The sequence below is a fragment of the Sorangium sp. So ce124 genome (assembly GCF_051525235.1).
In the GTDB taxonomy this organism is placed as follows: domain Bacteria; phylum Myxococcota_A; class Polyangia; order Polyangiales; family Polyangiaceae; genus Sorangium; species Sorangium atrum.
Window position 1 is genome coordinate 12,278,719 of sequence record NZ_CP150312.1, and the last position, 20,497, is coordinate 12,299,215.

Consider the following 20,497-nt stretch of genomic DNA (forward strand, 5'->3'; position numbering starts at 1 on the left):
TCGTCGCAAATCCAAAACGGCTTGATTTTTACATCGAGTACGAAATTCAGGATGTCTTCATCTGGCCGACCCTGCAGCAAAATAACGAGATCTGTCTGATCCCGGCGAGGGAGGCGGCGCCTGTGGTCAAAGAGCTTTCCTACAGCCATCCGAACGCGATGACTCAGATCGGCACGGCGGTCGCGATCTTCACCTGGTTCGCCACCGGCTCGTAGATATCCACCCCTGTCTCTGGCGTCCGGATGCTCACGATGAGCGCGTACCGCGCCGCCTTCTTCCAGCGCCCGAGCTGATGCCGCTCCCGCCACCAGCCGATGACCGGGCAGACCGCGATGCTCTTCCGGCTTGCGAGATCCGCTGCCGTACCCTTCCAGCGGTCGTGATGGACGGATCCCTTCTCGCGCAAGGTCGGGCCGAGCAGCCACCCTGCGTCGCCGGAGTCGATCGTCTCGTCACCGTCGCGCGCCGCCTTGTTGACACGCTTCCGCAGATCATCAGGTTCCTCATTCGCCTTCTGCACGGCGAACCGCAGGCCGTGCGATGCGTAGCGATGCCGGCGCTCCCAGCCTCGACGTGCGGGGTTCGGCTCGATGAAGTAGGAGAGCGTCACGCGTAGCTCGACCTCCACACTGCTGAGGTCCAAGAGGGCCTGCTTCGGCCACGGCAGTGTGTGGAGGCGCATTTCGTTGCTCTTGTCACGCTCGAACGGCCGGAGCTCGTCCTGCACGACGAGCGTCAGCGCGTTCCCCGCGCTCCAGAGGGCGCGTTCCAGGTTCGGGACGCCGAACCCGAAGCAGCGGAGGAGGTGCTCCATGTCGCGCCGCCTCGATCGGGTAGCGGTGATCTCCTCGCGCATCCGAGGCGTCCATTCGGCGGTGTGCACCAGGAGCGCGCGGATCGTCTCCGGCCAGAAGTCGGGGTACTGCGCCCAGATCACCGCGCCGACGCGCGAGGCGCCGGCGCTGGCGGCGCTCGTCTCACCGGTTACGGTGAACAGCTTGACGAAGGGTTGGTAGTGCGTGGTGAGCAGCGAGAGCGAGTCGGGGAAATCGGCGTCCTTGCCGTCGGGGCTCAGCGCCATGTTCCCGCCCTCCATTACGATCTCCGGCTTGATCGGCCACTGCGACTGCCAGATGCACGAGGTCGTACTGCTCGGCGACAGGTCCCCAGGGCGCGCGATGGGGCTCCAGCCGTTGAAGACGGGCTCGGTGATGCGCGTGCGCTCCGTGTAGGCGCCCACCGTGAGGGCGTTCCATGCCTGCCCGGGATCGTGGATGCCCTCGCTCTCGTTCCGCGACCGGTAGTCCATACCCGGGGCCACACGGATGTTCCCGGCAGAGACGACAAAGAGGCGCGGGTTGTCGTCGTCCATCCCCGAGCAGAGCTTGTCGATCTCGGCAGACCACGACGAGGGCTGACCTCGATCGCGGAAGTCCGTCGCCGTGATAGCCATGGAGATCGCGCGCTTGCGCTGCGGAGCCGCGATCTCGGCGCGGGCAACGCCCTCGGCCGTGATCGCACCGTACAGCTTCGGCGGGTTCGCGGCCCCCTTGTGAAGGATCTTCACCGACTCGAGCCGGTGGGTGAGCGCCACCGGCGAGGATGAGAGCAGCGCCTCAGCGAGGTCCCCGTGGAGCGCGATCCCGGCCATCCCTGTACCGTGGCCGTCATCATCGTGCACGCCCCACGAAGGATCGTAGGCGTGCAGGTCACCCTTCCGCAAGGCGGGCTCGAGCAGCGGGTGCCCGGCGTTGAGGCCGGTGTCGACGATGCAGACGGCGGGCGCATCCGGCGAGGGCGCGGTGATCCGGTCCTTGAGCTCCTTGGCCCAGCCTTCCTGCTCGATCACGTTCATCCGCACGAAGCTGGTCGGCACCTCCTTCGCGAGTCGAAGCTCTGCGATGACATCGAGCAGCTCGATGGATCCGGTCATCTGCTCGCGCGTGCCGTAGGCGAGGACGATAAGGCGATCGGGGAACCTGAGCTGCTCGTCCCCGACCTGGAGCTTCACCTTCTGCGCGTACTCGCGGAAGCGCGCAAGCAAGTCGTCACCCTCCCCGCGCAGCCAGACCTCCCAGCAGATCGTCTTTCCAGCAGGAGGGAACAGCGCGGGGTCGTCGGTCCAGAACCCCTCGAGCACCGCGAGTCGGATCTCCGCGATGCTCTCGATGAGCGGCTTGTTCTTCGGGTTCCCCGACTTCTTTGTGGTCTTGGTGAGGTACTCCTCGACCTTCTTCTCGAAGTAGCCGAGCTGCCCGCTGGGCACGTACACCGTCGCGTAGGTCACGCCGGTCTGGGTTCGCGTGGCGGCGAGCTCGACGCCTGCGCGCCTATCCTCAAGGCTTTGCAGGGCCAAATCGAAGCCGGAAGCACTGGCGAACTCCAGGTAGACGCCCCGTCGCGCTTCCACGGCGATGGCGTCGTGTCGCGTATCTCGCGCTATCAGGTCCTTTCTGACCCGCTCGAGCTGCTTCTTCAGCGCGTTGCCGTGATGTGCTGGATCGACGGGGGGCAAACGCGTCTCACCGCCGCCTTGCTGGGGGGACGTATACGGCTCCGCCGCGGACGTGCCGGTGAGGAGCAGGTGCCTCCGTCGATCGATCTCCTTGGTCGCCATACCCCCGCGTCGTCACCCGCGCATCACGCACGGCTGAGGGGCCGTGCGGCGAGCGCATCAAGAATGTCCTGCGTCGTCACCTCGGTACGATCGTTCAGCACCGCGTCCTTCGCAGCGTCTTCGCACACTCGAACGATCTCGGCGTAGCTCGAGCCCCGTGCAGCGCTCACCACCTGCGCCCAGTCGACGCGCTCCGTGTCCAGCAACGCCAGCCGCGAGCGCAGCATCTGTTCGGCCAGCTCGTCGTCGGGCAGGCTGTACTCGAGCACGTCGTCGAACCGGCGGAAGAGGGCGCGGTCGAGGAGCTCGGGGTGGTTCGTCGCGGCGATGATGAGGCTCTCCGACTCGTCCTGCTCGAGGAACTGGAGGAACGAGTTCAGCACCCGCCGGATCTCGCCCACGTCGTTCTGCGACGTTCGATGGCTTCCGAGCGCGTCGAACTCGTCGAAGAGGTAGACGCCGCGCGTGCGCTGGAGCGCATCGAAGACGAGCCGGAGCTTCGCGGCCGTCTCGCCCATGAACTTCGTGATGATGCCGTCGAGGAGGATCGCGAAGAGCGGCTGCGAGAGCTCACCCGCGAGGGCGCGGGCGGTGAGCGTCTTCCCTGTCCCGGGAGGCCCGACGAGAAGGATCTTGCGCCGCGGGGTGAGGCCGTGCGTGAGGAGCTTCTCGCGCTGGCGCTGCTCGAGGAGGATGCGCTCGAGGCGGGCGTGGAGCTTCGGCTCCAGGACCATGTCCGAGAGGCGCGTCTTCGGATAGCTGACGGAGAGCAGTCCGGCGAGCTCACCGCGCGGCTGCACGACCGGAACCGGCGCCCGCTCGCCACGCCGAGGTAGTCCCTTCGCCTTCGCCGTATCGATGAGCTCGCGCAGGTCCCGGGCCAACTTGCCGTGCCCCTGCCGCGCGGCGTGGGCGGCGACCTGCATCGCGGTGGCGAAGAAGCGCTCCTCGTCGCCCTCGCTGTAGCTCTTCAGCAGCGCCTTGAGCTGCTCCGCCGTCGCCATGGTTTCGCGTGCTCCCGCCTGAAGAAGTCTACCTTACTCGGCGCACGCCAACACGGCCGCGCTGGCTCCGTCAAGTTCTACCGGGACGCTCTGCGTCCGGCAGGGCCGGAGACGAGAAGTACGGAAAGCTGGGGGTTGGAGAGAAGGAGGCCGAGCCTCCGGGCCCGCCTCCACCTTAGTTACGCGTCACCGAAGAGGTCCTGCGTCATGCTGGGCGCCCCGAGAGCCACGAGAGATAGACGCCGGGATTCGCGTGAGGGATGCCACGGCCGATGATCGACATCTCGCCGATGCGCACGGATCGTCTGCTTCTCGCCACGGTAACCGGTGAGCCTTTCCAGCCGGCGCGGCTGTACTACACGATCCCGAGCAAGCCCCTCGTGACGCGCGTCCTGTCACAGCTCCGCTGCACGAGGGAGGACCACGAGCGTGGCTGCTGGGTGTGGTTCTACACCGCGGAGGCCGAGGCGTTGATCTTCGGCCGGCCGCACGCCGAGCTCCCGGCCGAGGTGCACCCGGTGGTGATCGGTACCCTCCGCTTCCCGAAGAAGGGCGGCATGATCGTGGAGGTCCGCTCGTTCGAGCGTGCCATCGCAGCCGCGCGGTTCTTCGGTCCCTTTCTCGGTTCCGTGGCAGTCCTCCGGCGCGCGCGGGTGATCAACCGCTTCTTCGAGGGGGCGGAGATGCAGGGCGACCTCGAGCAGCTCCATCGACACCTCGACCAGAACGTCACGGTGATCGATCCGCGTGTGACTGAGGAGCGCATGGAGCAGTACCTCGCGGACGCGAAGACGCCGGCAGAGGCGCGGCGTGCGCTCGACCGGTACCACAAGGATCGACGGCGAGAGCGGCACGACGTGCCGCTCGTCGAAGACTTCCCGCTCGCGCCCGAAGAAGAGACCCCGGACTTCATGCACCTCGCGATGACCCTGCAGCTGCGGAGCATCCGCGCCTACGAGCACTGGAACGGCAACACGTACCTGACGCTCACCGAGGTCATCCACAAGCTCGTCGAGCAGGGCGCGTTCGTCGATCCGGACTGAGCCGCGCCATGGCGCGCCGCCAGCGCTGCCTTGCCGCCGCAGCCTGGGATCGCGACCCTACCGTCGTCGTCTTTTCGGCCGCCGGCTGGGCATGCGTGGGGATCAGAAGGTCGCTCGAGCTCCTCGAGAAGCAGCACGTGACGGCGACCAGCAGATACCTCGCGCCAGCTCCGAAGTACCATTCGCCCGCCGGTGACTTCCCCGTTCCTCGAGGCCCCCGAGTCCGCCTGGGTGGCGAGCAACGCGCTCGCCTTCGCGCTGCGCGACCGCTTCCCGGTCAGCCCGGGCCACACGCTCGTCGTCCCGCGCCGCCTCGTCACGACCTGGTTCGACGCCACCGCCGAGGAGCGCGCCGCGATCTTCGAGCTGGTCGACACGGTCAAGCGAGACCTCGACGCCGAGCTCCACCCGGACGGCTACAACATCGGGATCAACGCCGGCGAGGCCGCAGGGCAGACCGTGATGCACCTGCACGTCCACGTGATCCCACGCTTCCGCGGCGACGTGGACGACCCGCGCGGCGGCGTGCGCCACGTCATCCCGGGCAGAGGGAACTACCTCGCCGCGAGACCCCCGCCGCACGCGACCGTTCGGCTGAGCTCGCCCGGGGGCGCACCTTGTTCTATGCCGCATGTGGGGCAGCAAGGTCCGCGGATGACGTCGCGGTGAACATCCATCTCGGCGATCGGGTATCGCAAGATCGAAACGGTTCACCGCGGGGGCGCACCCCGTCTGGCGAAGTGCGCGTAGTAGCGCTGGTACATGTCTTGCCACCTCGAGTACTCCGCCGGGTTCTCGCGGAGCCGCTCCTTCCAGGCCGAATCGACCGCCGACCGCATCTCGCCGGAACCCAGGCCGTAGCGCCGGAAGATCTCCTCGGCCGTCGTGGGGCATAGGGCCAGCTCCGCACAGAGCGCGGCATACTGGGCGAGCGGCAGGATCGTCTCCAGCGACTCGGGGAGGGGCACTGTACTTCCGTCGCCGGCCGTGCTCGAGGGCCTCGAAAGCGGCGATACCTTGGCGGTCTGGGAGACTGCTCCGGTCATTGGGGCCGGCGAGGACGCGGTTTGTGTCAGCAGCTCCCGGGGAATTGCCAGGTTCAGCGACGTTTCCCGGAGGTCTGCTGCGGTCGGCGGAGCGGGCTTCGATGCTGCCAGAGCTCCGGCACGCCTCGTGGGGTCCGCTGCCGTGAAGGGGATCACCGGGCCGCGAGGGGGAGCTTGCAACGGTGACGTCTCTGCGACCTCCGAGGGGGCTCGCGGCTGCTGCGGCCGGGCTGTCAATGTGGGCGGCACGGGAGCCCCCGATGGTCCGGCCGTGAACGGGAGAGCGGGGCCGCGGGGAATGTCAGAAAGCGGTGCGGTTTCCGCGATCACAGGAGGCGGGCGCTTCACCACCTTCGCCGCACCGGACTGAGGGAACGGCAGCTCCGGCCCTCGCGGAACGTCGGGCAGGGGGGCGGTGCCGGTGAGCGACTCCGCAGCGCGAGGAGGCTTCGGCTCTGCCTTCACGATCGCGAGCTGGACGCGCACGGGCACGAAGGGGACCGCTGCGCCTCGGTGGACATCCAGCAGGGGCCCCGTGCCCTGCAGCGCCGCTGGGGTCATGAGGGGCGCCCCAGGACCGGCCATCGCCTCGGAAGACGGCGCGGCAGGCGCGAACGAGACGACAACGGATGCTGGCGAGCGCTCGAAGTTGCCGACCTCCCGCGCTCGGGCGAGGAGCATCTCCAGCCGACGCGCGTGATGCGCGTGGAGCCGCTCGAAGTCCTTCGCCAGCGCCGCGTCACGGCCCAGCGCTGCCCGCCATTGCCGATCCAGCGCTGCCCGCATCTCCTCATCGGCCAGACCGTGGCGCCGCAGGACCCGTTCGCGTTGCTCAGGCAGCGCATCGAGCTCCGCGCAGAGCGCGGCGTACTCGGCCAGCCCCAGCCTGGGCTCGCCCGGCGGTCCCGCCGCAGAGTGCTCATCTGCGACCGCCTTCCCCGAGCCCCGCGCCTCGGCCACCCTCGACGGCTGCAGCACCCGCGGGCCGACCCGGAGCGATCCCAGCTTCCCCGGTCTCGCGTGCAGATCCTTGAGGAGTTCGCCGACTTTCGCGTCCTCGTCAACGCGCCGCGCCCATCGGCGGCGGAGTCGCGCGACGTCGTTCATGCCCAGGTCCTTCTCCTGCAGCAGCTCGAACGGGGCCGGGTGCGCCGCGAAGACAGCAAGGAAGCTCGCCCAGGCGGTCGGGTCCTCCGCGAGCGGCTCGACCTGCCGATCCAGCCAGTCCTCCGCCTGCGCCAGCTCTTGCTCGTAGGCCACGAGCAGCTCCGGCTCGGCGGCCAACCGCTGCTTCCAGGCAAGATCGGCCCGCGCGAACGTACGCGGCGTGAGCCCCTCGATCGCGAGCACGTCCGCCAGCGGGAACCCCTCCGTCACCGCCGCCCTGACGGCTGCGTACTGCGCCAGCGAGATCCCTTCGCGCGCCTCCTGCGCCCCTGCTGCGGGCTTCGTGCCTGCCGCCATCCCCCGGCCCTAGTCGCCGACCAGCACGGTCCCGGAGGCGATCACGCTCCCGTTCGGCGCGTCGGCCGGGTCGTTGCAGGTCATCGCCGGATCCCCGAGGTGCGCGGCCGGCTTGTTGTTGATGAGCACCGTCTTGCTGCCCGCCTGGACCCGAGCCTGATTCGACGGCTGGCGCTGGAACGTGCCCCCTGGAGGTACATGCGCGGGCGCATTCGCCGCGGTGCTGCCCTGGATCGCGGCCGGTTTGCCTTCGATCAGCACATCCCGGCTCAGATCGTCGCTCAACGTTCCGCTGAAAGGCAGCGGCGTCGGTGTGGGCACCGGCCCGCCCGGCGAGGGGATCATCACCACGTGCGTGTCGATGCCGACGATCTTGTCCCCATGCTTTGCCGCAGGCTTGCCCGCCTTCGGCCCATGCGCTGGCATGCTCGCTTCTCCTTCTCTCGTGGCAACCACCGGCTCACGGCCCGCAGTAGGGGGCGAGCGAGTTCCAGGTCTTCTCATCATGATGGGCCACATGGGCCGTCACGCTGAGCGGCTTCTCCGGCTGCCCAGACGGAGCAATAGGCACGAAAGTCATGATCCATAACGCGTCGCCGATCACGGCACGGAGCCCTCGATCATCGACCAGGACACCGAAAAGGCTGTCTACGTTGGGAATCTTGGTAAACGGTAGGTCTCTTCTCGCCTGGACGAAGATGCCGTAGAAGTCGTCGTGCGCCCAGGAACATTGATGCTCTTCCGTAGGGTAGAGCCAGGTGGCTGTTACTTCGAGCACCGCGCTTCCGCCACCACCGGGTAGTTCACCCCCGCCCACGGCCTCCATGTAGCGGCACTCCGGCTCCTCGCAACGTTTCTGGGGAATGAGACCTTCGGGTGGAGCACGTTGGGTCAATGTCTCTTTCTTATGCAAGAGGCACCGCTCCGGCGATTCGGTCTGTTGAAACGCGACCGACCGTGCCGACCGACCCTGCTCAGCGCACACCCCCTCGAGCACCCGCACGACTCTCGCGATCTGGGGTCCCCAGCTCTCGCGCTGGAGCAGATACTGCCCCGGCATCATCCGGCACGGCGGAACCCCGTCGCCCAGTATCCACACCGGATCGTTGCTAGAGGTGGCACCTCGCGCCCGCGCGCTGGCTTCGTCCAGCGGTACCTCGGAGTCCTCCTGCACGGGCTCTCTGGGCGGACTCTCCACCACTTCGGGCAAGAGCCAGCGCTTGTCATGGGTGCGTTGTTCTTCATTGAACGTGGCCACCCGGGCGCGCTGAATCGGTGGACATAGGCCGACCTGCTCCCTCGACGCTGCGGACGGACGAGGAGCGGCGTGCGCGACACCGGCTTCGGGCTGGGCTTGTCGCGCCGCTGGCCGACAGGCAGAGGAGGTCACACCGACTGCAACGAACAGACCAAGGAGAACAAGACGACTCATCTCGCGCCTCATGATACCGGATCGGAACGGCTGGGACACGGCGTCGACCTACATCGCGGCCGCCTGTTGTGCCTCGGTTTCGGCCTGCTTGGCTGCCGCCAGCGCCGCGTCCGCAGCATCCAGCGCCTTTTGCCTCTTGTTTTCTGGTATCTTCTCGCTGGAAGCCGCTCTCTTCACGGCATCACCGGCAGCGACGACCTTGCTGAGCGCTGCGTCTGCCGAGCGTACCGCCGCGCGGCATGCGTCCTCCTTCGCCGTGTTACCGACGAGGCTTGCCTGGTTGGCCGCTGGCCCCGCTGTCTCTGCTGCACTCTTGACTGCCGCGGCCGCATCCCTCAGCTTTTGGAGGCCGACATCGTCCTTCGTCCCCAGCATATTCAATGACTGCGATGCCTTGTGTGCGACGGCGACATCGTAGAACTCGTTGAGCACCTCGAATCCCATGTCGAAGTGCATCATGTCGCCAAAGTCCTGTCCTCCCCAGCGCAGGCCCACCTTGATCAGCGCCAGCACGACTTCCTTCTTGAGCATCAGAAACCCTCGGCAGGGCTCTCGGAAATTGGTCGCGCTCTCATCGATTCGGTCGGCGTTAATCTTCAAGGCGTTCTTCACCATGCCGTACCGCATCACTTTGCGATCGGCCTCGATCTGGGCGTACGCCTCGCCCAGGAGCCGCTCATCGAGGCCCCCTTGCTCGTCGTATGGGCTCCGTTCAGCGAGCTTTCCGCTCCCATCGCGGAGTAAAATCTTGCAACCGCTGAGCGTTGTATCCTTCTCAGATTTGACACGGTTGATGAAGTCGCTCAGGGATGCCTCGGTCAGGTCCCCCTGTGCGCCGTTGGGATAACGGTAGGCGAGGTAGCCTACCAGGCCATCATGGACCTTCTTGAACGTATCGTAGGAGCGTGATGCATCGCTCGACTTGCGCGGCTGAATGCTGTGGCCGAAGCAGAAGAGCGTGGCCCGCTGGCACACCTCCAAGCAAGGCTCCCACACGTTGATCCTGCTCCACTCGACGTTCCTGTTGTTGTGGATCTCGCCGGTTGGGCCATCGCCGCCGTAGATCGGTACCCACGGCGAGGCCGTATACTCGATATCGATCGCACTCCCATCTCGGTGGTTGCCCCCGCCGCGCTTCCCCTGTCCTCCGACAAGCTCCTTCGCCGCACACCACTCCTTGAACTTCTTCTGATCATCGGCATCGTCGACCGGAGCGCCCATCGATTCGCGGTACTGTCGATAGAGCTCCTCCTGCGCGCGAAGCAGCTTCTTGAGGAGCTCCCGATTGACACCCATCACATTTTCAGAAAGGAAACCGACGCCAAGAAGTCGGAACCAATAGAGCCGAACGGTTCGCTTGGTGGTCGGCCCGCCCTTGGGGTAGGTAAGCTCCAGATCGGCGGCGTCCTGCGTCTTGGTAATCTCGAGAACCCACTTCGGCAACGCGCCCGTGAAGGGCGTGCCGGCTGCCTGGGATATGTGGTTGTCAGGTCCCGGGCTTACGTCTGCAGCCGCGGGTGGTGGCGGATCTTTTGGCAAGGTGCTCGGGGGAGGAGGCGGCGGTGGAGGGGCCGGTGGCTGCTCGGGCGGCAGCGCCTCGGGCTCGTGGGGATCGGGCGTGTGATAATCGTACGCCTGCGGCCCGCCCTCGGCCCCATCGAATCGCGGGTCGTTCCCTCCGCTCGCTCCCCCGGCGCCGCCACCGCCATCCGTCCAGTTCATGCAACACCTCAATCAGACCTAATTTGCCCCACTCGCGCCCGCATCACGACCTCAGTGGCCGTATGTCTCCCTCAGCTTCGCGACCGTCGCCGCATCGAGCTTACCGGTCACCTGCACGCCATGGTCTCGCTGGAAATCCTTGAGCCCTCGCACGGCTCCCTCGGGTAGCTCGGCCATGTCGTCCCGGAGCGGTCCCTCGTAGTAGCCCAGGTTGCGCAGCCTGAGCGCTGCGCCGGGCACCGAGTCCGCTGGCGCGCTCTCGCGCAGGCTGAGCGTCCACTGCTGGCGTGGCCCTTCCGGGTAACTCTCGATCCAGACGACGAGCACCGCGCTCTTTGCGGCTTCCGGTACCTCCAGCTCGAGCTCACCGTTCGGGCCCGTGGTTCCCTCGTGAACGCGACCGTCGACCGTGAGGCGATAGGTCTTTTCCGCGTAGGGCGCCATCGCGACGTCCGACAGCTTGAGCCGCAGCGGCCGGGTCCTCGGCGGCTCGTCGTTTTCATCGCTGGAGAGCAGGTCGGCCGAGTCGCAGTTGAGCTTGACCAGCTTGCCGCGCAGGTGCGCATCGTCGTCCAGATCGAGCGAGGCGTTCGGGGAGAAAATCCGGATCTTCTTGGCAACGAGCTCGGCCTCCTCGCCCAGGTCGAGCGCAGGGCCCTTGCCCTTGATGCTCGCCCCGTTCGCTCCGGCCAACGCGAGCACGTTGCCGCCGATCTTCACGCCCTCGGGCGTGAGGGCGATGATGCTGTCACCACATTGCAGGGTGAGCGATCGGCCCGCCGTGAGTACGAGGTTGCCCGCGGCTCCGGTCGTGTGATCGCCGAACACGTAGAAGTCGCTCCGGGACGAATCACCGCGAGAACCGACGGTCACCGCCGCCTGACGCTCCACGTGGAGCGTGTACGTGTCCTGGCAGAGCGTGACTGCGTCATCCATGAAAACCTCCTTGGATACGCCGCCCACGACGAGCCGCCGACTCCCTCCGATCTCGTTCGTCTGGTCGCGGTCCACGCGCACGGTCTGGTGGCCTTGAACCCGTTCCTCGTGATCGCCGCCGACGCTGCCCCGCCGGCTTCCTCCGATACGCTCGCGTCGCTCACCAGCGACGTGATTCTGCTGGTTGCCGCGCACGTCGGTCTGTTCGTCCTCACCGATGAGCGTCGTCCGGCGCCGCTCGATCCGCTCGTCGAGGTCGCGCTGCGCATGCACGTAGATCTGCTCGTCGCCAGCGGTGTCGTCGAAGCTGAGCTCGTTGGAGCCGGTGGCAGCTGGCGAGCTCTGGGTCCGAAGGCCGCTCCTGAGCTTCTCCCCGGGGAGCTGGAAGGGCGGCGGATGCGTGGCGTTGTACAGGCACCCGAGCACGACCGGGCAGTCGGTGTCCCCGCCGAGAAAGCCGACCAGCACCTCCATGCCCACGCGCGGCACGAACTGCGAGCCGAACGACGCGCCCGCCCAGCTCTGCGCGACACGCAGCCAGGCCGAGCTCTTGTCGTTACGCTGCCCAGCGAGATCCCAGTGGAACTGCACCTTGACGCGCGCGTGCTCGTCGGTGTGGACCTCGTGCCCTGCCGGCCCGGTGACCACCGCCGTCTCGAGGACCTGCCTCGGCTTGCGTGCCGGCGCACGCGGCCGGAGCAGCGTGGGCGCCGGGATGCACTCGAACCGGTTGCGGTAGGTGCGCTCCGCGGGTCGCCCGGACAGCTCGGGTGTATGGCCCTCGTGGATGACGCGGGTCACGGCGTAGGCTCCCTCGATCCCGGGGGAGGCCTCGGCGCTGAGGTCGAAGCGACGTCCCGGCGCGAGCTCGCGTACCCAGCTCTCGCCGCTGCCCACGACCGCTCGGCGCTGGGCCTGCTCCAGGAACACCCGCGCGCGATCGGGCGTGACATCCGGCGTGTCGTAGTCGGCGTGGTGCTGGTACACATCCAACGGTGGTGCCCCGCTCGTCTTGGGCCCAACCCGCTCGCTCAGGACCAGGTTTGGCCGGCGGAAGTCATAGTCCCTGAGGTGTGCTGAGCGTGGCTTGATGGATCGCTGCAGACCGAAGGAGATGATCTCGCGCCCTGTCGGCATGAGGCCCTCCTCGGGACGCAGGATGAGCGCGCCGGACTCGATGCCGAACGCTGCGGAGTAGTGCGCGGGCTCGTCGAGGAAGATCACGGGGGCGCGGGTTCCCAGCGTGCCTGGCGGCGCGTCCGCGAAGCAGAACGCGATCCCCTCCTCGGCAGCGAGCCGCCGCACGAACGCGAGATCGCTCTCGCGGTACTGCACACAGTAGCTGCGGACCGCATACGTCCGCGAGAGGCGGAGATCGACCGGGATGGAGGCCGCGGCAAGGACGTGCTGGAGGATCTGCGGCACGGTCTCGTCCTGGAAGATGCGGCTCGTGGTCCGGCGCCGGAGGAGCGCGAGCGGCGGAACGAGGCGCAGGTGCCAGGTCGGGCCGGTCCGCGCGATGAACGCGGCGTCTGCGCGCACTTGGTCGACGACAACTTCGATGCGGCGTTCGGCCCCGCGCCCATCGCGCAGGACGAAGGCGGCGAGGCTGCCGAGCAGCTCGGCGTCGCGGCCCTCGAGCTCGGGGGTGGCTTGCACGACGAGCTGGAACGAGAACAGCTCGGAGAGCGCCTCACGCCCGCGGAACGAGACAACGCGCAGGTCCGCGGGCGTGAACGCCCCGGCGTGGAGCTCGAAGGGATCGCTGATCACGGGCGCAATGTAACAGGAGTCGCAAGGGCGCCTGCAAGGAGCACGGTTGCCGCGCGACGGATGTGCGTGGCTCTGCGTTGCGCATGCCAGGTGGGTGCCGGCGCTTCGCCATGCCCATCGGCGAGGCCGCGCGGCCTCCCTCTGCCGGGGGGCACGTCGGCTCGAGCGGGGGCACGTCGCTGCACAAGAGCTCCGCGCTGTGTCAGGCGTCGACCGAGCTCATGGATGCCGACTGCTCCGGCTACCACGACGGGCACGCGTGGCCATCGTCGCTCCTGCGGACCAGCTTGCTTCTTCGCGACCGACGGAGCGAAGACATGGGCGACCTCGCTCTCCTGGGCCGAGGGCTTCGCCCTCGCCAGTGCAGTGAAATAGGCGACGCACCGGCTCAGCTCGGGCTCGTGGTGCGGGCCGCGCATCGCCGAGGGGGTCCGCCCCATCAGGGGAAGCGAGAGCGGAGGCCGGCCTTCCAAACATCCAGCATCTCTGCATTGGCGATTGGTCACAGCGAGCTAGTACGGGCGACATGCTTGCGGTCCTCGTCGGCCAAAGCCACGGCGGCCTGCTGGCCCAGGAATCGGCGGATGCACACCGTCGCGGCGTGCCGACGGATGTCATCGTGCGCCGGCACGCTCGGAATGTGGCTGCGCCAGGACGATCTTCTGGGACACCGCAAGAGGATCGGGACAGCGGTCGCGGACATCAACCTCCTGCTGCTGGCCGCAGTCGCCTGGGCCATCGCGCGGCGGTGGATCGTGAGGGGCGGAGAGCTGTCTTCGCCCGCCTGTCCAGCCGCGTTGACTTCGGGGGTACTGGGTCGGGGCGACAGGCTTCCGAAGGAGGTGCTAAAGAAGGAGAACGGCGGGAGCCTCCGCCCGTCCTCCTGCTCCCCGCGCCTGGAATCAGGCAGCGGCGTGCAGCTCGTCCATTGCGGCGGCTTGGCAGTTCTCCATGTAGTCTGAGAACCACTGAGTCAGCTCCTCGAAGAGCTGCACAACGCCGATGTCACCCCGCACGAACCGGCACAGCATCTCGTGCTGCTCCGCTACGCCCTCGTGGCCGAGCGCGAGCAGCCGCTCCTCGAGCCGCTTTGCGGTGCCCTCGGGGAAGCCACAGGCGATGTACAGCCGCCGGTAGAGACCGAATCGACCGTACACCTTGAACACGGCTTCGGCCTGGATCTTGTTGATGTCGAGCACGAGCTGGGTGACGCGACGCAGAATGTTCATGGTCGTCCTCCTTCACGTTTCTTATCCCCACGCGTGTTCTGAACTTGCGTTGACGCTTGCTGCGACGCCTGAGCTCACATGTTGTGCATCCCGCCGAGCGCACCCGACAGCCACAGCCGCGAGAGCGTCATCCGCCTTTCCGCGCACCTGGCGAGCGCGTCGCTGTACCCGACCCGATCCACCGCTGTTGCACCGCTCTTGTCTCGATGCACGATGGAGAGGCGCACCCGGTCATCCCCGAGATCGAGCGCGTCGAGCACCTCTGGAGCATGATTTCTCCTCGGTTGCTGATGGGAAAGCGCGGCCTGCGCCGCGCGACGGGATTGGCAGCCGTCGCGGGGGAACTCCAGCGAGGTGCAGTCACCCGGCTGAAACCCGCTCGCGTGGGACGATGACTGCGGGTGGATCTCGGGGCCGGGGAGACAGCCCGCCGGGGAGCGCCGCGGGCTGTCCACCTGCTCTTGGTCGTCGCTGCTGAGGGCTCAGGTCCCCGCGGCTTCGACCCGCTGGCGTGCCTGGGGCTCGTGCCCAGCCGCCTCAACGCCGGCGCGCACAGCAGCGGCCAGCGTTCCGTTCGCGAGCAGCGCCTCACGAGCTCGATCGCGCCCGTGGCCGATGTGCTCGCCGCGGAAGGCCAGGTGCGCGCCGTTCTTCTGGATCACCCCGGTCGTGAGGCCGTGATCGACGAGGTCGCCGGCGGCGTCGATCCCCTTGCCCCAGCGGATGTCGAACTCCGCCTCCTTGAAGGGCGGCGCCAGCTTGTTCTTGACGATCTTGACCCGCGTGCGAGCTCCGACCGTGTCCTCGCCCGCCTTCACGGTCCCGATCCGGCGCACGTCGAGGCGCACGCTCGCGTAGAACTTGAGCGCGTTGCCGCCCGTGGTCGTCTCGGGGCTGCCGAAGACGACGCCGATCTTGTGGCGGAGCTGGTTGCTGAAGATCAGGGTGGTCTCGGTCCGGTGCGCGATGCCCGTGAGCTTGCGGAGTGCCTGGCTCATCAGCCGCGCCTGCAGCCCGAGGTGCTGGTCGCCCATGTCCCCCTCGATCTCGGCCCTCGGCGTGAGCGCGGCGACCGAGTCGATGACGATGATGTCGACGGCCGAGGAGCGGGTCAGCATCTCGGCGATCTCGAGCGCCTGCTCGCCGCTGTCCGGTTGGGAGACGAGGAGCCGGTCGGTGTCGACGCCGATCGCCCGCGCGTAGGTGACGTCGAACGCATGCTCGGCGTCGATGAACGCCGCGACACCGCCCGTACGCTGGGCCTCGCGCATGGCGTGAAGCGTGAGGGTGGTCTTGCCGGACGACTCCGGGCCGTAGATCTCGACGACGCGGCCGCGCGGGTACCCGCCGACGCCGAGGGAGGCATCGAGCGCGAGCGAGCCGGTGCGGATGACCCGGATCTCGGGGATGTTGTCACCACTTCCGAGGGACATGAGGGCTCCCTTTCCGAATTGCTTCTCGATGGCACCAACCACGGACTGAACGGCGCGAGCCTTGCTGACGTGAGTGTTCATGGTGAAGGTCCTTTTCTGGTGAGGGTGTTGCCGAGACAGGAGAGCGCGCCGCAGCAGACAGGGCCTGCGCAGGCGGCGCCCTTGCGTCTGCGGTCGTCAGGGGAGGCCGCGCTCCGCAGCGTCGAGCAGGTTGTAGATGCTCTCCGTCGCCTTCTCGATGCGGCGGCGCGCCTCGTGTCGGGAGAGAACGCGCTCCTGGACGGGGCGCGTGGCATCTTCGGCCGCGCTGAACCCCTGGTCCACTTGCTCCCGAAGCGCCGTGATCCACTTGCGCATGTAGCTGGCGTCGTCGAGCCGGATGGAGCCGTTCAGTGGCGGGCGTTCGGTACGGCCGTCCCATGTGTCGTCGTCCGCCGGGTACTGGCGAGTCTCTGTCATGGTGGATTGCCTCCAGAAGAGAGGGCACGGTGTGCGTCGTGATGGCGGGGCGGATGAAGCTTCTCGCCGTTCTCCAGCTGGGAGTGCACAGCGATTTCGCGCAGCACCTCGCCGGGCGTGCGTCCCTTGTTGTGCGCGATGGCCTCGATGACCTTCTCCATCGACTGCGAGCACAGCCGTGGTCCCCGCAAGATGTGTGGTTGGATGCGAATTGGCGGGGCGCGCCGATCCGGCCAGCTGGGCGGTAACTAGGCGTAGGGGATGTCCCTGGGCCAGTCGCGCTCTACCGAGAGCGCCGACTGGTAACCCTTTGACTCCACGTAGGCCTCGATGTCGTCGGGAGATGCGCACCGTGTGATTGGCTTGCCGGGGAACGTGACATTCATGCGGTGCTTGGGATGTCGGAGGTTCATCGGCCCCCTTTTCGCTTGCGCATGCGAGCAAGCAGCTTGCGAGCCCGGCGGAGCCGACTGACGGCGGTTCCGAGATGCAAGTGCAGCACGCGCGCGATCTCGGTGCCCCCATGGCCCAGAGCCGCCAGGGCGAGTACCTCGCGCGCCCAGAGCGGCATCTGGCAGAGCGCGAGGAGCGCCTCCATCTCGGCACGCGCCTGGAGTTGCGCCTCGAGATTCAGACCCACGGCGTGGCGCAGAGGACCGAGCGGCTCGTGGTGCAGGACCTCATGACGCACGTACGCGCTCTCGAGGTAGTGCGTCGCCTGCCGCCACGCGACACCGCGGAGCCACCGGCGAAGCACCTGCCGAGCGTTTGCAGCCGGGTCGGGACGGTACCGGTCGGCCTCGATGGCCTCCCACGCGCCCAGCACGACCGCCTGCGCGACGTCGGCGCTGTCGCGCGCGGGGACGCCGCAGGAGATAAGCGTCGCCACGATGAAGGGCCGCTCCGCCATGACTGCCGAGATGTTCGGTCGGGCCGGGGGATGTAGCGCGGCGGGTGCGCGGTGGGCCCCGTTCCGCCCGCGGCTCACCCGCCCCTCTCGGGGTGCCGATCGCCGTCAGCCATACCGGGCGCGCTCAACCGGCCGTGTCCCGGAGGGCTGGCCTCCTGGGCCGCCCGCCTGGCCATGCCTGGCGACGAGCGACGCGGGCCGGCGGCGGTGTGCCGGATGCCTCGGTCGCGAACGCCGATGACTCCGGACGGGCAGGAGCGGGAGCCGTACAGCCCCGGCAGGTTGCTGGGCGGGGCATGGGGCCGCCTCGGTTCGGCGTCGGTCAGGATTGGCGGATGGGAACGAGGGCGCCGGCGCGAAGGCGCACGACCCCCTTGGCCCGCGGACAGCGGGCGGACTACAATCAGCATGTCGCAACCTCGATCACTGAGGTTTCGGCCACGCAGCCCGGGCGATTGCAGTCGCCGCGGGCTGCACTACTTCAAGCTGAGATGACGCTATCCCTGCTTCACAGGGAGAGTGTGCAGCACGCAAGAACTGCAAGAGCGGGAGTGATGCAGCCCCGAGACCAGCCCGAAGCTGCGTAGTCTCAATCCTCTTCTGGTAGCATGATGGTGATCACGGGCTCGGCGTTGTCGCCGGGACCGCAGACCGCCTTGAGCTCCACCAGCGAGGGCTTGGCGGAATCGGTGACCACGTACAGCGAGAAGACGATCTCGTTTGCTTCCGGTGCGCGCTGGGCCGCAACGCGGAACATCCAGAGCACATCCCACAATCGGCCACGCTCGTCGTTGCGCGCGCGCAGTGCAGCCGGAGTCAGCATTACGTAGCGCTCCCAGACTGAGTGCGTCACGGCGACGGGAAGCTTGATCCCCATCTCCCGGGCCGTTGACGTCACGTCCATCAAAGTGCCATCCGCGATGGCCTCGGCCCGCGTATACGTACTGATGACCTCGAACTCGAGCTCGTCGTCGTCCGGCATCGTGTTTTCCTCCGGTTGGGATTACGTGGCGCCGGCCAGGAGAGAGACGCTTTCACCCTTCGCGAGCTCTGCGCCACCGAGGCGTACGTAGTGCGCGGCCTTTGCCCGGAGCGGCGAGGTCTCGGCCACCTCGCACTCGATGGCCACCGTCCAGAGCCGCACTCCGAGCGCCAGGCCCTCGCGGAGCGCCGCTTCCTGAGCCGCCTGGTCCCCGTCCACGCCGTCGGTGACGAGGATGATGTCGGCGCCCTGATGGCCCCGCTGGGCGAGCTGCCGGACCTGCTGCACGGCCATGCCGAGCGCGAGGCCGATGGCGGTTCCACCGCCGAGGAAGTGGCGCACCATCCGCAACACGGCCTCCGTGTCGCCGGACTTGATGGCCTGGACCACGGTGGAGGTCGAGTAGTGGACCACGGCGACCGGCCTCTTCTCGTCGAACGCGACGCGGCAGAGCGCGACGGTCGCGGCTTTCGCCCACTCGTTGCGTGCTGCGTGCATGCTCCCGGACTCGTCGAGCGCGATCACGAGCGGCCCCTTCGACTTCTTCGCCTCCCCTCGGACGGCATACTGCGCTGCCCGCCGAGCGGCGATCCGCTCCAGGACGACCGTCTCCAGGACGGGCTCCATGAGCAGCACCTGCTCGGCCGGCAGCAGACGGGACACGTCGTTGCCCTGCTCGACGGAGTAGACCTCTGCGGGCACGCCGTGGACCCGGTTGGCCCGGGCCCCTCGCAGTGCCGCGTACATGCGCCCAGCGAGGCGAGCGATGCGCTCGACCTGGTGGAGGTCCCCGTGGGCAAGCTCGACGTCGCGGGCGTGGGTCCACGCCGCGCTGACGTCCCAGCCGAACCCCCCGGCAAGATGCTCGGTGCGCCGGGCCTGCGCATCGAACGCTTTCCACGTCTCCCGGGCGATGCCGCGCAGCTCGAAGGGCGACGCCCTGGGGGGCAGGGCAGGGAGGCAGGCCCACAGCCGCTCGAAGGCGTACGCCGCTGCCACGTCGTCGGACGCGAGCAGCGCGGCGTGCTCCACCGGCGCGGTGTCCTGCACCGCCTCGGCGAAGGAGCCCGCGAGCGGCTCGCTCCCTGCCCCGACGATCGCGTTCCAGAGGTTCCCGGCGATCGCGGCGTCCTGGTCCGCTGCGACCGCCACGGCGCGGTGTGCGCGCCGAGCCTGGAGGAAGGTCCCCATCGCGACCTCCTACAGGGCGTAGCGCTTCGCCAGGTCGGCCTTGAGCGCGTCGTGGACCTTCTTCAGCTCGTCGAGCTTCGGTTGAATGCGCGCCTGTGCCCGGCGGGATACGCCCTCTTTGAGCTGCTCCTGCACCCGCTTGGCGGCGTCGGTGACGTCGGCGGCGAGCTTGGGGAGCGCCTCCAGGTAGGCCGCTGCCTCCGTGGGCCGGTGGGCGTAGGCACGCAGGGCTTCGTCCACGACCGTGATCGCCTTCGCCACCGCGCTCCTGTCCACCGTGTCGAGCACGGCGACGACCCGCGCGCGATCGTCCGGCTTCTGCCAGAGGCCGTACCGAAGCACAGCGAGGTGGTCCAGCTCGACCTCGGCGCAGTCGTCGAGCCAGGCGGCGGCCCGGAGCACGCGGGTGAGCGCGATCCAGCGCCGGTCGGAGACGACGATCCCGTTGACCTTGAGCTCGTTCCGGATCCGGAGGAGCTCCTGCACGATGCGCTCGGGCAGCGTCACCCGGTCGACGTCCGCCCGCGCCGCGTCCCACTCCGCGAGCTTGATCTGGGCCGAGGCCGTGTAGGCCGGCGGCGCCGCGACGAGTTGCATCCAGGTCGCGTCCGCCTGCACGTATTCGACCAGGTCGCGCAGCAGGAAGCGGTCATAAACCGCCGCCAGGTTCTCCTCCTCGGGCAGCTCATTCGAGGCGCCGACCAGCATCCGCAGCGGGATCGGCCGGCCCTTGTAGAGCCGCTCGTTCATCGCCGACAGGAAGGCGTTGAGTACCGAGTCGGACCCCTTGAACACCTCATCGAGGAACGCGCACTCGACCCCGGCGAGCCGGCCGTCGAGGTTGCGCTCCCAGAGGTCGTTCTTCAGGGCGCTGAGCTTCACCGGCCCAAAGTACTCGTCCTCGGTCCCGAACTTGGTCACCAGCGTCTGGAACTTCCGCGCGTCCGGAAAGCACGACAGGAACCCGAAGAACAAGGCGCTCTTCGCCGTACCCGGAGGGCCCACCAGCAGCGCGTGATTGCCCGAGAGGGCAGCGAGCAGGATGCACTCGACGGCGTTCTCGCGCTCTCGATACGCAGCAAGCAAGCTGTCGCGCACGGTCCGGAACCTGTGCCGCACAGAGGTCATATCAACCGAGTTGTTGGTCGTGGACTTCATCATCACCTCATGTGTCTGCGCAGCGGGCATGCTGCGCCGGTGCCTCGCCGCGGTGTCACCCACGGTGAGGCGTCTCCCCTTCGGCAATCCCGCCCTTC

17 protein-coding genes and 1 pseudogene are annotated in these 20,497 nt (G+C 67.9%); 2 read left to right on the top strand and 16 right to left on the bottom strand.

All coding sequences use genetic code 11. The features are described from left to right. Positions 1-163: 163 nt before the first annotated feature. Together WMF19_RS46090 and WMF19_RS46095 are read right to left on the bottom strand one after the other, a co-directional pair. A complete protein-coding gene (locus WMF19_RS46090) occupies positions 164-2,617 on the bottom strand; it encodes a S8 family peptidase (RefSeq protein ID WP_437896153.1) in 2,454 nt (817 codons plus the stop codon). A 23-nt stretch (positions 2,618-2,640) separates the two neighbouring features. Beyond that, positions 2,641-3,621, bottom strand: coding sequence for an AAA family ATPase (locus WMF19_RS46095; RefSeq protein ID WP_437896154.1), 981 nt, complete (start codon positions 3,619-3,621; stop codon positions 2,641-2,643). 290 nt (positions 3,622-3,911) lie between these two features. On the opposite strand from WMF19_RS46095, the gene WMF19_RS46100 reads away from it, so the two are divergent. Then, complete coding sequence (locus WMF19_RS46100; RefSeq protein WP_437896155.1) at positions 3,912-4,664, top strand: hypothetical protein; 753 nt, start codon at positions 3,912-3,914, stop codon at positions 4,662-4,664. Positions 4,665-4,856: 192 nt separating this feature from the next. Next, positions 4,857-5,270, top strand: a pseudogene (locus tag WMF19_RS46105) (HIT family protein); the annotation flags it as partial. 104 nt (positions 5,271-5,374) lie between these two features. Here WMF19_RS46105 and WMF19_RS46110 read toward each other — a convergent pair. The 14 genes from WMF19_RS46110 to WMF19_RS46175 all read right to left on the bottom strand — a co-directional run bounded on the left by WMF19_RS46110 (position 5,375) and on the right by WMF19_RS46175 (position 20,402). Beyond that, positions 5,375-7,174, bottom strand: a complete 1,800-nt coding sequence (locus WMF19_RS46110) for a hypothetical protein (protein ID WP_437896156.1) — start codon at positions 7,172-7,174, stop codon at positions 5,375-5,377. Between the two features lie 9 nt (positions 7,175-7,183). After that, entirely contained in the window at positions 7,184-7,600 is a 417-nt protein-coding gene (locus WMF19_RS46115) for a PAAR domain-containing protein (RefSeq protein WP_437896157.1), read from the bottom strand. A gap of 34 nt (positions 7,601-7,634) precedes the next feature. Next, a complete protein-coding gene (locus WMF19_RS46120; RefSeq protein ID WP_437896158.1) occupies positions 7,635-8,432 on the bottom strand; it encodes a hypothetical protein in 798 nt (265 codons plus the stop codon). A 222-nt stretch (positions 8,433-8,654) separates the two neighbouring features. After that, a complete protein-coding gene (locus WMF19_RS46125) occupies positions 8,655-10,328 on the bottom strand; it encodes a hypothetical protein (protein WP_437896159.1) in 1,674 nt (557 codons plus the stop codon). A gap of 51 nt (positions 10,329-10,379) precedes the next feature. Continuing rightward, complete coding sequence (gene tssI, locus WMF19_RS46130) at positions 10,380-13,037, bottom strand: type VI secretion system tip protein TssI/VgrG (RefSeq protein WP_437896160.1); 2,658 nt, start codon at positions 13,035-13,037, stop codon at positions 10,380-10,382. Between the two features lie 902 nt (positions 13,038-13,939). Next, entirely contained in the window at positions 13,940-14,266 is a 327-nt protein-coding gene (locus WMF19_RS46135) for a hypothetical protein (RefSeq protein WP_437896161.1), read from the bottom strand. Between the two features lie 74 nt (positions 14,267-14,340). Further along, positions 14,341-14,526, bottom strand: coding sequence for a hypothetical protein (locus WMF19_RS46140; RefSeq protein WP_437277852.1), 186 nt, complete (start codon positions 14,524-14,526; stop codon positions 14,341-14,343). A gap of 222 nt (positions 14,527-14,748) precedes the next feature. Continuing rightward, positions 14,749-15,780: a recombinase RecA gene (gene recA / locus WMF19_RS46145; protein ID WP_437896162.1), complete on the bottom strand. Its 1,032-nt coding sequence runs from the start codon at positions 15,778-15,780 to the stop codon at positions 14,749-14,751. Positions 15,781-15,876: 96 nt separating this feature from the next. Further along, a complete protein-coding gene (locus tag WMF19_RS46150; RefSeq protein ID WP_437896163.1) occupies positions 15,877-16,158 on the bottom strand; it encodes a hypothetical protein in 282 nt (93 codons plus the stop codon). Beyond that, entirely contained in the window at positions 16,155-16,319 is a 165-nt protein-coding gene (locus WMF19_RS46155; protein WP_437896164.1) for a hypothetical protein, read from the bottom strand. Before WMF19_RS46155 ends, WMF19_RS46150 begins: the two co-directional genes overlap by 4 nt. Positions 16,320-16,567: 248 nt before the next feature. Continuing rightward, complete coding sequence (locus WMF19_RS46160) at positions 16,568-17,068, bottom strand: RNA polymerase sigma factor (RefSeq protein WP_437896165.1); 501 nt, start codon at positions 17,066-17,068, stop codon at positions 16,568-16,570. A gap of 589 nt (positions 17,069-17,657) precedes the next feature. Further along, entirely contained in the window at positions 17,658-18,050 is a 393-nt protein-coding gene (locus WMF19_RS46165) for a DUF6573 family protein (RefSeq protein ID WP_437896166.1), read from the bottom strand. A gap of 21 nt (positions 18,051-18,071) precedes the next feature. After that, positions 18,072-19,241 (bottom strand): vWA domain-containing protein, encoded by a 1,170-nt coding sequence (locus WMF19_RS46170; protein ID WP_437896167.1) that lies wholly within the window; start codon positions 19,239-19,241, stop codon positions 18,072-18,074. 9 nt (positions 19,242-19,250) lie between these two features. Continuing rightward, complete coding sequence (locus tag WMF19_RS46175; RefSeq protein ID WP_437896168.1) at positions 19,251-20,402, bottom strand: AAA family ATPase; 1,152 nt, start codon at positions 20,400-20,402, stop codon at positions 19,251-19,253. Positions 20,403-20,497: the final 95 nt, after the last annotated feature.